General features: G+C 42.6%; 7 protein-coding genes and 1 pseudogene. 5 read left to right on the forward strand and 3 right to left on the reverse strand.

The window, feature by feature from the left end; genetic code table 11:
- Positions 1–8: 8 nt before the first annotated feature.
- Together IPJ86_06745 and IPJ86_06750 are read right to left on the reverse strand one after the other, a co-directional pair.
- On the reverse strand, positions 9–2,402 hold the full coding sequence (locus tag IPJ86_06745; protein ID MBK7886996.1) for a glycoside hydrolase family 31 protein: 2,394 nt from the start codon (positions 2,400–2,402) through the stop codon (positions 9–11).
- Positions 2,403–2,533: 131 nt separating this feature from the next.
- Positions 2,534–5,191, reverse strand: a complete 2,658-nt coding sequence (locus tag IPJ86_06750; GenBank protein MBK7886997.1) for a T9SS type A sorting domain-containing protein — start codon at positions 5,189–5,191, stop codon at positions 2,534–2,536.
- Positions 5,192–6,448: 1,257 nt separating this feature from the next.
- Here IPJ86_06750 and IPJ86_06755 point away from each other — a divergent pair.
- On the forward strand, positions 6,449–8,527 hold the full coding sequence (locus IPJ86_06755) for a tungsten formylmethanofuran dehydrogenase (protein ID MBK7886998.1): 2,079 nt from the start codon (positions 6,449–6,451) through the stop codon (positions 8,525–8,527).
- A 20-nt stretch (positions 8,528–8,547) separates the two neighbouring features.
- Positions 8,548–9,129 carry a tRNA-(ms[2]io[6]A)-hydroxylase gene (locus tag IPJ86_06760; GenBank protein ID MBK7886999.1) on the forward strand — a complete coding sequence of 194 codons (582 nt, stop codon included), beginning with the start codon at positions 8,548–8,550 and terminating at the stop codon, positions 9,127–9,129.
- On the opposite strand, the pseudogene IPJ86_06765 reads toward IPJ86_06760, so the two are convergent.
- A pseudogene (locus IPJ86_06765) lies at positions 9,130–11,021 on the reverse strand (polysaccharide biosynthesis protein). It lies immediately after the preceding gene.
- A 123-nt stretch (positions 11,022–11,144) separates the two neighbouring features.
- Here IPJ86_06765 and IPJ86_06770 point away from each other — a divergent pair.
- From IPJ86_06770 to gcvT, 3 genes are read left to right on the forward strand one after another with little or no spacing between them, the layout of a single operon-like run.
- On the forward strand, positions 11,145–12,140 hold the full coding sequence (locus IPJ86_06770; GenBank protein ID MBK7887000.1) for an NAD-dependent epimerase/dehydratase family protein: 996 nt from the start codon (positions 11,145–11,147) through the stop codon (positions 12,138–12,140).
- A gap of 23 nt (positions 12,141–12,163) precedes the next feature.
- On the forward strand, positions 12,164–13,255 hold the full coding sequence (locus IPJ86_06775; GenBank protein MBK7887001.1) for a glycosyltransferase family 4 protein: 1,092 nt from the start codon (positions 12,164–12,166) through the stop codon (positions 13,253–13,255).
- A gap of 26 nt (positions 13,256–13,281) precedes the next feature.
- Positions 13,282–14,385: a glycine cleavage system aminomethyltransferase GcvT gene (gcvT, locus tag IPJ86_06780; protein ID MBK7887002.1), complete on the forward strand. Its 1,104-nt coding sequence runs from the start codon at positions 13,282–13,284 to the stop codon at positions 14,383–14,385.
- The last annotated feature ends 11 nt before the right edge of the window (positions 14,386–14,396 follow it).

Raw genomic sequence — 14,396 nt, forward strand, 5'->3', positions numbered from 1 at the left:
TCGAAGAATTATACCTTTAGAGAAATCTCCTTGAAGTTTGCATTTGCTTTAAATTTAATGACCCCTAAATGCGAGTACCGCTTGGTAATACGGTGAGTCTTTCCATCCACTTCAAATTCATTAATATTTTCGGGAACACCATGTAATATAATTTTATAGTGCGCATAGCTGGGTTCAAAATTCCCACTCACAGTTTGGAATCTTTTGAAGACACCTCTCTTTACAGTGACGACGAATTTTTTAATGTTAAATTGTCCGTTGCGATATCCGTAATAATCTCCGGCATCCTCATAGATATGACTCGTCTGAACAGTTTTGGTAAAGTAGATATGTAGGGTTAATTCAGTAATTGGAATTTCTCCTACATATTGCATCTTGGGATAATTAGGAATAACGGAACCTTCCTTAACAAAGAGTGGGAGTGTATCCACCGGCGCATCTACTTCAATCTCCTTGCCGCCTGTTTCCAGTTCATCATCCCAGAAATTATACCATCGCCCTTTGGGGAGATAAAGCAATCGTGTATCGGCTCCGGGCAGATGCACCGGACATACCAGAATCTTATCTCCAAACATGTACTGGTCGGTTCTGTACAGCGACTCCGTGTCAGTCTGGTCATGCATGATGAGCGGACGGACCATGGGTATTCCATAAGTGGAATGCTGCCAGAAAGTAGTGTAGATGTAAGGGAGAAGTTGATAACGCAGCAGAATATATTTCTTAGCGATAAATTCAAATTTGCTGCCATACGACCATGGCTCCTGAGGCTCGGCACCGGGATCATTTCCCGCCGAATGTGTTCTGATGAAGGGATGGAAGGTAGCCATCTGCACCCAACGTACGTATAACTCACCATCCGGATTTCCAATGAATCCACCTACATCGGATCCTGCAAAAGATATCCCCGACATGCATAAACGCTGAATCTGCATATTAGCAATCCAGAGATGTTCCCAGGTCGCAATATTGTCTCCAGTCCATACAGAACTAAAACGCTGGGCACCGGAATAACAGGAGCGGGTGATGACAAAAGGCCGGTTGGGATAAAGGAACTTCCGGATACCATCATAAGTAGCTCTGGCCATCTGCATGCCGTAAATATTATGTGCCTTACGGTGACTGCAGGGATCACCGTCAAAATTATGTCGTACGTCTTCCGGGAAAGTGCCGATCTCGAACACAGCCGGTTCATTCATATCATTCCATACTCCTCGCACACCCATTCGAATCATCTCTTCGAACAAACCACTCCACCATCTTCGAACCTCCGGATTGGTATAGTCAGGAAAATTACAGGCACCGGGCCAAACATCACCTTCCATGAATTCACCATCTGCCCGCTTGCAGAAATATCCGTTTTTCAGACCTTCCTGGTACACCCAATATTCCGGATCTATTTTAATCCCCGGATCAATAATGACGATAGTTTTAAATCCTTTCTCTGCCAAATCACCCATTAACTTGGCCGGTTTTGGAAATCCTTCCTTGCTCCAGGTGAAGCAGCGGAATCCTTCCATATAGTCGATGTCTAGGTAGATGGCATCACAGGGAATTCCCCTGTCACGGAACTCTTGCGCAATTTCACGTACCTGCTTTTCCGGGTAGTAACTCCATTTGCATTGATGATAGCCCAAAGCCCACATGGGTGGCATCTCCGGAGTACCCGTAAGTCCGGCATATTGTTCTACAACATTCATCAATTCCGGCCCATAAATGAAATAGTAATTCATCTCCCCACCGCGGGCCCAGAAACTGCAAACATCAAATTGTTCTTTTCCAAAATCGAAAATGCTTCTGAAGGTATTATCAAAGAATATTCCATAGCCGATGTCGTGGTGAAGTCCAAGATAAAACGGAATGTTCTTATAAATGGGATCCTGATCTTTTTTAAAGCCATAGGTATCGGCGCCATAGTTTTCTATCCGCTTTCCGCGCAGATTTAACTCCATCGGCTTGTCGCCCATACCAAAGAATACCTCGCCATCCTGTATTTTCTTAGAGCAATAGTTGATTTTGCCCCCCTTCTTGATGTAGTGCTGCCAGTGAAAACCAAGTTCATCTTCACTGATTACATTATACTTCCGGTCGAGTATGGTAACTTTCAAAGATTTTTTGTAAATCTGTACCACTAAATGATCTGTCATGAGATCGAATTTATGTCGATCCTCATATACGGAAAGGTTAGCGTTTTGTATGGTTAAATTCTCGACAAGGGCGTAGGAGAAGTCCCGTTGAAATCTACCGTCAGGGGCATATCTGAACCTTACAATTTTATCCGAAAAGACTTTGACTTCGAGTACAGTATCTGTGGCATAGAAATAAAAAGTTTGACCTTCTTGTACATACCTTGTAATATCAGCAGGGAAATACTTGATAGAGTACTTATCCTTTTTAATTTCCATAATCCATTTTGTTTAAAGACAAAATTGCGTTTCAGTTTGAAGTGATTGGCTAAAAACGAATGTTCTTATTCACGCTGCACTGTTAATAGCCGGCAATTTTATACGTCTAAAACAAAATTTTGTTCTGATCCTTAATGAAGGATCAATAATCTCCTGCTTTCTGAAAGGAGGGTATTCGTTATTTTAAGCAGGTAGAGGCCCTCCGGGTAACCGGAAACATTGATCTCTATTTTGTTTTCACCGGCCGGGACGATGATTTCCTTCATCACGCGACCATCTAAGGTGAAGAGTTGAATGCGGGACGCTGATTTTACAGAGGTTCCAAATGAAAGAGTTAAAGTTTCCTTTGCCGGATTCGGAAACAGGCTGATGGTGTTATTTTCAACAAATGATTCCGCAATATCAGTACAACTTGTAAGCATGATATTGCCGGTTGCACTTGAGGAACAGCCGTTAGGAGATTCGTAGACGTAATTGAAAATATATTGTCCTGTATTGCTTCCAAAGGGATCGAAGATGCTATTGTAGATCCCGGTTCCGTAATAAATACCGCCGTTAGGAACTGCTCCGTTCAGCGTATAGGGGAGCTGATGGGTACATATGATGAGATCATTGACAGCAACTACCGGAACAGGAAGTAGATTTAAATTGGCATCATTACTGGTGACACATCCACTCATCCGACATCGAAACAGGTTGTTCTGCATGGATGCTGAAGTTTGACTGAGATGAAGTGTTGAGCTGTTTACTCCTGAATAGGGTGGGAGTGGAGGAACCGGCGCCCATCCGTTTCCGGTATTCATTTCCCAATTGTAGTAAAGGAAACTTCCACTGCCAATAGCAGTGAAAGAGGTGCTGTCACCTTCGCAAATAATACTGCTGACAGGTTGAGTAAGTACGGTGGGTGATGGCGATAATATCAACTCTCCATTGTTAGAGGAACTTGAGCCCGGAGAACAAAGGCCTGTTATATTGCATCGGTACAAATAATTATTATAAGATGCGGGTATATTCGATATTTGAAGTAAAGGTGCATTAGCTCCGCTATAATTTGTTCCGTTAATTACCGGGGTAAATCCGCTGCCGTTATCTTCTTCCCATTGGTAGCTAATTCCTGCACCCGCAACAAATACATTGAATTGTGCACTCCCTCCGTCACAAAAAGGTTCCTGTGAAAGTATACTCGCCGTTACCGGCTCACCATTTACAATTAATGCAACACTGTCGGTGAACAAACAGGTTCCAATCTTGCAACGGTAAATGTATCCATCCATATTTGCTGAAGTGAAATTTACAATGAGGCTGGAGGTATTCACTCCCGTATATTGACTTCCGTTACTAATAGTACTAAATACCCCAAACCCGCTATTTACTTGCCATTGATAGCTTAATCCTGACCCGGCGGCTGTAAGTGTGAATGAGGCCGCTTGCCCACTGCAAACTGTAGTTGCAACGGGCTGCCCGGTAACGGTTGCCGTGATGGCATTTACTGTTAAGGTTCCAAAATTTGATAACGTGATTCCGCAACTGTTGCTGATTTGACAACGATACCGGTATCCACTCATAATGGGAGTCGGACTTGTAATGAGCAGTAAGGGACTGTTTACATCCTGATACGTTGCATTATTATTTAAATTGGTGTAAAAACCCGCCCCACTCTGATCTACCTGCCATTGGTAAATCAGTGAATCGCCCTCCGCTCCAACATAAAATCCCGTTCCCTGTCCCTGACATGCATTTTGATTGGCCGGCTGAAGGTTGATATTCGCCCGCTGAAGAATAGTAAAGTAATTGGTGCAGGCAGTAGCAAGTAAGTAAGGAGATGAACTTACGATTCTAACCTTATATTCAGTTCCTGTTGGCAGACTATCAGGAAGAAGTCCGTTTAGCGTTACTGCTGCAGCAATGCTCGTTGCGGAGTCCAGAATAACAGGATTTAGAAAACGTCCAAAGCGATCAGATAACTGCAGGTAGTATTTGTTGCCTGCATTTAAAGCTACAGTACTCAAGGCTGAAACAGATATTATCGATCCTGTACAAACGCTGGATGAAGGTGCATTTGTAATCGTGATTTCCGGTTCTATCGTTCTTTTCCATGCTGAAAATTCCTGACTTCCTGCGTAGAGGACATCTCCATCTGCAAAAAGGTTTTCTATCTGTCCCATATATTCCGGAAATCCATCATTCCAGGGATGAAATGTTTTGCCGAGATTATCACTGAAATAAACACCATTGTATCCGGCAGACCATATAAAATCATTCGCATAAATGATATCGATAACAGGAGCATTCGGATTTACATTTCGCCATAAACTATCTTCAATAGTTCTCCTGTAAATGCCCAATGTGCTATTGGCAACGAGTGTGTTTCCTATGCTTAGAATAGAGGACATTAAACCATTTCCTTGTATTCCCTGGCTGAAGTTCGTCCATGGTGCTCCCGGATATGCCATCTTGTAAACGCTGTTGTTTATCCCTGCGTAAGCACTTTCACCCATCACTCCCACAGAGTAGACTGTTCCGTTCACCGGTAATCCGGAGCTGTAGATATTCCAGCTTTGTCCTAAATCATCGCTGTAAACCACATTATTTCCGGATGGAGCAATGATAGCGTTGCCATATTTTGCAATGTCATTGTTGGGATAGGTGCGACGAACGGACTGGTCCAGGTTTGTCCGTCGTCGGTAGAAGTGTACATCGTATAACTGGACGGTATAATAATCGTGTTGTTGATTTTTATACCACTCCTGTATAATCCTTGTTGATTGACAATGCTGGTATTCGTCCATGTTGCTCCACCGTTTTGCGTTCTTTTTAAGCCGGAGTAGAAACCGGATCCGGCAAGAACCAGATTATTGTCTGCCCAACCAATCGTGGTTCTCGCTCTGGTGATGTTTCCATTTTTCGGTAGCCAGTTTCCTCCGGCAATCGGACAACTGAAAATTCCCTCTACAGACGCCGCGAAAAGATTGGTGCCATCGTTGGTGAGCATCCAGGGAAGACTATAGCCATAGTATCCGCTTCCAAACACAGTCCAGTTGCTTTGGCCCAGAGGAGAGGAGTAGATACCGTGGTTGTATAAGCCGGCATACACGGTACCACCTATAATTTCCCAGCTATAACAATAAATAGGATTCCCTAATGCTGGAATAGAAAGGGGTGTCCACATTTGTCCGCCGTCAGTGGTAGAGTAACAGCCGTTAGATGTTCCGCAATAGGCAGTGTCACCTTTTGCTACCAGCGAAGTAATACTTGCACTGAATGGAATATTATTACTCGCCGCATTGAAAGTGGCACCTCCGTCAATCGACTTAAAAACTCCCGCCGATGTGGAAGCCCATAAGGTATTTCCACTGCTGAACAAATGATTCAAAGAAATGGAAAAGCTTAATGAGTAGCCTGTAAATGTCCAGCTTTGGCCGTTATTTCCGGTCTTATATAATTCTACAGTCCCGCTTCCAAAATATACGGCAGCATAAAGTTCGCCCTGATGCACCGCCAATTCATACACATTTGTGAAATCCGGCAAGGTGTTATCGGCCGCTATCCACGTTAAACCCTGATTATTGCTGCTATAAACTCCCGTATCACAGGCAACGAAGATTAAATTTCCTAATGCTTCGATATCCCTCGCATAAGGTTTGGGTAAGCCGGAAGAAACATTGGTCCAGCTATTCCCGGCATCTGTTGTTTTCCATACACCGGTTCCGGAACTACCATTGATATTGGAAGAAGCATAGATGGCTCCCTGATGGTGGATGATAGTTTGTGGACTATTGTAGCCGAAAGGACCATTTAAAGGTGTCCATGGACCGGCTGCTACAACTGACAGGTATTGAAATGTCCAGGCAATTGTGATGATGATTGAAAGGTGTTTTATTTTCATGATCTTGTTGATGAGTTCGCGTTTCAGTCAAAAGTCTTGCCGTAACAGGTTGAATAACTGAATTGTTGATGAAATAGTGGTTTAAAGTATGAGATCAAAAATAAGAAGATAACAGTGAAATCCGGCCTTTTTACCCGTATACATTTGCTATTTTTGCACAATGTCCATAACAGCTTCGTCAACACATAGAACCGGACTCAGCACCGATTTACTGCTCAAAGCCTATCGATTAATGTGCACTGCAAAAGAGATGACAGTGCTTTATGAAGAGAAAGTTCAAATTACCGCCAAATATGTTCATGCCACTTCTCGAGGGCATGAAGCGATTCAATTGGCTGTCGGTTTGCAATTGAAAGCACAGGATTATCTCAGTGCCTATTATCGTGATGATAGTATTTTATTAGGAATTGGATTGCGCCCTTATGAGTTGATGCTTCAACTGATGGCGAAGCGTGATGACCCTTTTTCAGGAGGCAGAACGTATTATTGTCATCCAAGCCTCAGGAGAGAAGGAATGCCTAAAATCCCGCACCAGAGTTCCGCAACCGGGATGCAAGCTATTCCAACTACCGGTGTGGCAATGGGCGTTCAATACATGTCGAAGATGGGCTTGCTCCCGGAAGGGGAGGAATTGCCAATAGTTATTTGTTCTCTCGGAGATGCATCTGTCACTGAGGGTGAAGTAGCAGAAGCATTTCAGATGGCTGCATTAAAACAATTTCCAATTATCTATGTCGTGCAGGATAATGAATGGGATATTTCGGCAACCGCCGCGGAAACCAGAGCCATGAATGCCTTTGAATATGCAAAGGGCTTTAAAGGTTTAGAAGCCGTGAGTATCGATGGGACTGATTTTTTTACCTGTTATGATACCATGAACAGGATTATGTCATCTGTCAGAAAGAATCCGCGTCCATGGCTGGTGCACGCTACCGTTCCGCTGTTGAATCATCATACTTCAGGCGTTCGCAAAGAGTGGTATCGACATGATTTGGAGCAAGCGGCCTTACGTGATCCTTTGCCTCGCTTTCGGGCTGAATTACTAGAATCTGGTATTTCGGAAAATGAGCTATTGGAAATGGAAGCACTTGCGTATACAACAGTAAGGGCTGATTTTGAGGAAGCGTTTAAATCAGAAGATCCTCGTCCGGAAGACCTTTTTACTCATGATTTTGCTCCTACACCTGTATTGTCAGAAGCAGGAGAGAGAAGTCCTGCTGGAGGAGAAGTAAAGGTGATGGTGGACTGTGCTCTCTTTGCCATTCAGGAATTAATGGAGAAGCATAAGGAATGTTTGTTGTATGGTCAGGATGTCGGGGGAAGATTAGGAGGTGTTTTTAGAGAGGCGGCTACACTGGCGCAGAAATTTGGAGATGATAGAGTATTTAACACGCCGATTCAGGAAGCTTTCATCGTGGGGAGTACAGTGGGAATGAGCGCGACAGGTTGTAAGCCGATTGTAGAAGTGCAGTTTGCGGATTATATCTGGCCGGGCCTGAATCAATTGTTCACGGAAGTAAGTCGATCTTGTTATCTTACCAATGGGAAATGGCCGGTGAGCTGTATCATCCGTGTTCCGATTGGTGCCTATGGCAGCGGTGGCCCCTATCATTCCACCAGTATTGAAAGTGTATTGACGAATATCAGAGGAATTAAAATTTGCTATCCTTCTACAGGAGCAGATTTGAAAGGATTGATGAAAGCAGCTTATTATGATCCTAATCCTGTGGTCATGCTGGAACATAAAGGCTTGTATTGGTCGAAGATAAAAGGCACAGAGGACGCCAAAACGGTTGAACCTGCTGAAGATTATATATTACCTTTAGGAAAGGCACGCATAGTGGTGGAAGCGGCAGCATCTGCAACTTCGGATACGCTTACCGTTATAACCTACGGTATGGGGGTATACTGGTCAGGAAATGCAGCAAAAAATTATCCCGGACAAATTGAAATCATTGATCTTCGCACATTGGTCCCGCTCGACACGGAAACTGTTTTTGCATCCGTGCGAAAGCACAGCAGATGTTTGGTCGTTACAGAAGAGCCGGTACATAATTCTTTTGCGCAATCCATAGCCGGTCGTATTCAGCAGGAATGTTTTACTTTTCTTGATGCACCTGTGCGGGTCATTGGGGCGGAGAATATGCCTGCGATACCTCTGAATAGTACTTTAGAAGCCACGATGTTGCCCAACGCTGATAAAGTTGGCAAGGCGATGGCGGCTCTTTTAAAATTCTAAACTTATTAATTGATCATACTATGTTCCGTTTAAAGCTTCCGACTGATCCGCGTTGGGTAAATATCGTTGAAAAAAATATTGAAGAAATATTGACGGATCATGCTTATTGTGAGCAGAAGGCGGCATCAAATGCCATCACCATCGTTGTAAAAAATCCTGAAAAGAGTGATTTGGTAAAGGCGGTATTGGAAGTGGCACAGGAAGAGCTGCAGCATTTTCAAATGGTGCACGAGAAGTTGCTGGCCCGGGGGTTTGTTTTGGGACGTGAACGAAAGGATGAATATGTAAATCTCCTCTATGACTTTATGCGGAAAGGAGGATCCTCCGCACAACAATTGCTGGATCGCCTCTTATTTGCAGCAATGATAGAAGCACGCAGCTGTGAACGGTTTAAAGTGCTTTCAGAAAATATCAAGGATGATGATCTTCGTGTTTTTTACCATGACCTTATGGTGAGTGAAGCGAATCATTATACCTTGTTTTTAAATTTTGCCAGGAAATACGGGGAAGGGGAGGATGTTGAAAAACGCTGGCAGGAATGGCTCGATTACGAGGGGGAAATCATTCAGGGTTTCGGTAAGAAAGAAACCATACACGGGTAGTCAGGGTTGTACCGGAGTAGGGATGTCCAGCTTTTCAAACTCAGAATTCTTGCTCAAAAACTCAGGAACTATTTCTTTCATCTTTCGCACGATCGCTTCGTTGTTCTGCTCGTGGAAAAGCGCAATCAATTGTGCAATTTCTTCTTTTACGAGAGTAAAATCATACTCTTTCACCTTGGCAATCATAATTTTTTTATGATGGGTGGGTATGGTGTTTTCTTCATTCGCCAGCAATTCTTCGTAGAGTTTTTCTCCCGGACGAATACCTGTATAATTGATCTGAATATCTTTTCCGAGTTAAGTCCGCTCAATTGAATCATCTTCTTCGCCAGGTCGTCAATTCGTACCGGCTGGCCCATATCGAAAATAAATATCTCCCCGCCTTTACCCAGCGTTCCCGCTTCCAGAACTAACTGGCAGGCTTCACTGATCGTCATGAAATATCTGGTGATATCGGGATGCGTTACTGTTAGGGGCTGTCCGGAATCAATTTGTTTCTTAAATCTCGGTATGACGCTGCCGTTAGAGCCAAGGACGTTGCCAAAGCGGGTGGTGATGAATCTTGTTTTTCCCAGTTGATTCATGGCCTGCGTATAGATTTCTGCAATACGTTTAGTGGCACCCATTATATTGGTAGGATTCACCGCTTTATCTGTACTGATCATGACAAATTTCTTTGCATCGTATTCAATAGCCAGATCAGCAACGGTCTTGGTTCCTAAAACATTATTCAGGATGGATTCACTGGGGTTCAGTTCCATTACGGGTACATGCTTATAGGCTGCAGCGTGAAAAATAATCTCCGGACGAAAGGTGCGGAAGACATTGCGCATACGTTCAGGGTTTCGAATGTCACCTATTACCATTTCTACCCGTTGCATTTTAGTTTCCGGGTGATCTTTTAACTCGAGTTCTAATTCGTAGAGCGGAGATTCGGCAATATCAAGGATAACAAGCAGCTTCGGTTGGAAGGGTAAAATCTGGCGGACAATTTCACTGCCAATAGAACCTGCAGCCCCGGTCACCAAAATGACTTTGCCGGTGAGTTCTTCTTTTATTTTTTCAAGATGTAATTGAATCGGGTCGCGTCCGAGTAAATCTTCAATATTCACCTTGCGGATTTGTTTAAAGCTTAACGATCCATTGATCCAGGAGCGAACAGGAGGCACATTTAATACCCGGATATTATGTTTTAAAGACGATTCCACAATGTACTGCTTCCGCTCAGGACTGATATTCTGTATGGCGATAATCAGATTTTTGATATTTCCCTTCACTAAAAGATGCTCCAGATTATCGGAATGGTGAATCGTAATTCCTTCCAGCTTTTTACCGGCTTTTTTTACATTGTCATCAATAAATCCCACCACCTTATATTTCGTGCCGGCATCTCTGTCTAATGTTCTTTTTGTGATGAGTCCGGCTTCACCTGCCCCATAAATTAAAATTCCGGTTTTTTCGCTGCTGGGATTTTTCAACTCCATATAAACTACCTTCACCAATAGACGACCGGTAATCATCAGAAAAACGGTAAGTAGAAATTCAATGATGATGATGGAAAAAGGAACGAGATAGGCTTCGTTAAATTGATAACTGATCAGATTGCTGAGGGCCATCACCACCGACCCTCCTGCAAGTGTAAGCAGAATTCTAAGGGAATCCCGGGTGCCGGTATATCTGATTATTCCTTTATAAGTTTTAATAATTAGAAAAGATAAAAATCGAACAGCCAGGACAAAAGGAATCACGGTGGGAAATGTATTACTTTCCGACACCGGTATTTGGAAATTGAAACGTAACTGATAGGCCACCAACAATGCGAAAATGCAAATTAGCATATCAGCAATGAGTACAAGAATACTGGGTGTGTTTTTATCAAATACTCCTTTCATGGAGTTTAACTTTTTTGAATTCGTTGCAAATTTATGCAATTATTTGCTCTTGAGTATTTTGAGATGGTATACGGATGAGACTTTTCAAAAAAATGTCTATTTTTGGTCTCTATTCAAATAAATATGCCAATTTCATTAGTAACCGGTGGAGCCGGTTTTATTGGTGCTCATGTAACCAATGAATTGATAAACAGAGGGCATCAGGTCGTTGTGTTGGATGATCTGAGTGGAGGCTTTCAGGAAAATGTGAACCCGAAAGCCACTTTTGTGCAAGGATCAGTAATGGATCATGCCTTATTAGAACAGTTATTTAACAAGTACAAATTCGAATACGTTTATCATCTCGCGGCTTATGCTGCAGAAGGACTCAGCCATTTTATTAAACGATTTAATTACAATAATAATCTCATTGGAAGTATTAACCTGATTAATGAGTCCGTAAAGCATAAGGTAAAATGTTTTGTCTTTACTTCATCCATAGCTGTCTATGGTAAAGGTCAATTGCCAATGCGGGAAGAAATGTTGCCGGAACCGGAGGATCCATATGGAATTTCTAAATTGGCAGTTGAGATGGACCTGAAATGCACACATGAAATGTTCGGCTTGAATTATATCATTTTCCGTCCGCATAATGTTTACGGCGAGTATCAAAATCTGGGCGATAAATATAGAAATGTGGTCGGTATTTTTATGAATCAACTGATGCAGGATATGCCCTTGACTATTTTTGGTGATGGTAGTCAGACCAGAGCTTTCAGCTATATTGGCGATGTCGCACCTCATATCGCGGAAAGTGTAAATATTCCGGCTGCCTACAATCAGGTTTTTAACATTGGAGCAGATCAGGAGTTTTCAGTCAATGACCTCGCGGGTACCGTCTGTGAAGTGTTGGGTGTTCAGGGGCAAATTCGACATGTGGAAGCAAGAAATGAAGTATTACATGCTTACGCGGATCATACTAAAGTGCAACGTATATTTGATATCAACACACATTATACCTTAAAGGAAGGACTACAAAAGATGGCGGATTGGGCCAAAACTTCCGGTATACGAAGAAGCACGAAATTTAATGGTATTGAAATAACAGAGAAGCTTCCGCCGGTTTGGCTGGAAGATTAACAGATCATTCCCAATATTAAATCGTGAAGCAGGTATTGATCATTACAGCGCATCGAAAAGACCGTGCGCCTAATCAACGGTTCAGGTTTGAACAGTATATTGATTTTTTGGAGCAGAATGGATTTCATTGTCATTTTTCACATTTGATTTCTGAAGAAGATGATAAGGTGCTTTACAGACCCGGCCATTATTTCTTAAAGGGCGCTATCGCATTAAAGGCAGCAATGAAACGTGCCAGGGATGTTATTTCAAGAAATAAATTCGATTTGATTTTTATTTGCAGAGAGGGTTTCCTCACCGGCACTACGATTTTTGAAGAGCTGTTGCATAAATCCCGTGCACCCATTATTTATGACTTCGATGATGCCATCTGGCATTTCGATGTTTCCGATGCCAATAAAAAATTTGGATGGATGAAGAATCCCGGTAAAACAGCAAAACTGATTAGTATGGCTGACCTCGTTTTCGCCGGGAATGAATATCTCGCTGATTATGCCAGGCACCACAATGACCATGTCGTCATTATCCCCACAACTATTGATACAGACGAATATCTGCCGGTTCCGTTCAGAGATAAGCTGCCTGTATGTATCGGCTGGAGTGGATCTATAACAACAATTCGTCATTTTGAAATGGCTGTACCGGTGTTGAAAGCGATCAAGGCAAAATATGGTGAAAGGGTAACCTTTAAAGTGATTGGTGATGGAAATTACCAAATGAAAGAACTGGGAATCGTTGGGATTCCGTGGAAGAAGGAGACCGAACTACAGGAACTTTCCGAAATTGATATTGGTATTATGCCACTACCCGATGACGAATGGGCAAAAGGTAAATGCGGACTTAAAGGTTTGCAGTATATGGCTTTGAGTATTGCAACAGTGATGTCGCCGGTTGGAGTGAATACAGAGATTATCCGAGATGGAGAAAATGGAATGCTTGCTGCAACGATAAGTGAATGGATAGAAAAACTTAGTTTGTTGATTGATAATCCTTCGCTTCGAAGGTTATGTGCTGAAAATGGTCGAAAAACTGTCGAAAAGGAGTACTCGGTTAAAGCTTTACAGCCTGCTTACCTAAAATATTTTCGTGATCTGACTGAGCAAAAAAAGCATTAAATTTGCCTACTTAAATTATAGTAATTATGACTTCCCAAACCGCTGAGTTAAGACTGACTGCTTTAACAGATATACATCAAGGACTTGGTGCTAAAATGGTGCCTTTTGCCGGCTATCTGATGCCAGTTCAGTACGAAGGTATTACTGTTGAACACGATACCGTACGTAACAAAGTTGGGGTTTTTGATGTGTCCCATATGGGCGAATTCATTCTTAAAGGACCGGGAGCCCTCGATCTGATTCAAAGAGTGACGAGTAATGATGCATCAAAACTGAGCCCGGGAAAGGCGCAATACAGCTGCCTTCCTAATGAAAAAGGGGGTATTGTAGATGATTTAATCGTTTATTATCTCGAAGATGGGCATTGGATGTTGGTGGTAAATGCTTCCAATATCGACAAGGATTGGGAATGGATTCAAAATTTCATCACAGCTAAAGTGGAGATGCATAACATCTCAGAGAAAACTTCCTTATTGGCTGTACAGGGTCCTTTAGCCATGGATACCATTAAAAAACTGACTTCGGTTGATTTATCGTCAATTCCATATTACTCTTTTGCCAAAGGTGAATTAGCCGGTTGTAAAAATGTTCTGATTTCAAATACAGGATATACCGGTGCCGGTGGCTTCGAACTTTATTTCGAGAATCAATACGCAGAAACGATTTGGAATGCCCTTATGGAAGCAGGTAAGGAGTTTGGGATTAAGCCCTGTGGATTGGGTGCCCGCGATACCTTGCGACTTGAAATGGGTTTTTGCCTCTATGGAAATGATATTGATGATAACACGTCTCCGCTGGAAGCCGGACTGGGTTGGATAACAAAGTTCACCAAGGAATTTACCAATAGTGTTGCCTTGAAAGCACAGAAAGATGCAGGAGTGCAGCGCAAGCTCGTCGGTTTCGAAATGAAAGAAAAAGGAATTCCCCGTCATGGTTATGAGATCATGAATGCCAGCGGTGATGTGGTTGGTGTAGTGACATCCGGTACTCAGTCGCCCTCCCTGCAAAAAGCTATCGGTATGGGATATGTGCATATCGATCATGCTGCTGAAAATTCAGAAGTATTTATTAAAATCAGAGATAAAGCCATTAAAGCAAGTGTTGTTAAAACCCCTTTTTTGAAAAAGTAAACTAAGAAATA

It is taken from the genome of Bacteroidota bacterium, assembly GCA_016713925.1.
Lineage (GTDB): Bacteria > Bacteroidota > Bacteroidia > AKYH767-A > OLB10 > JAJTFW01.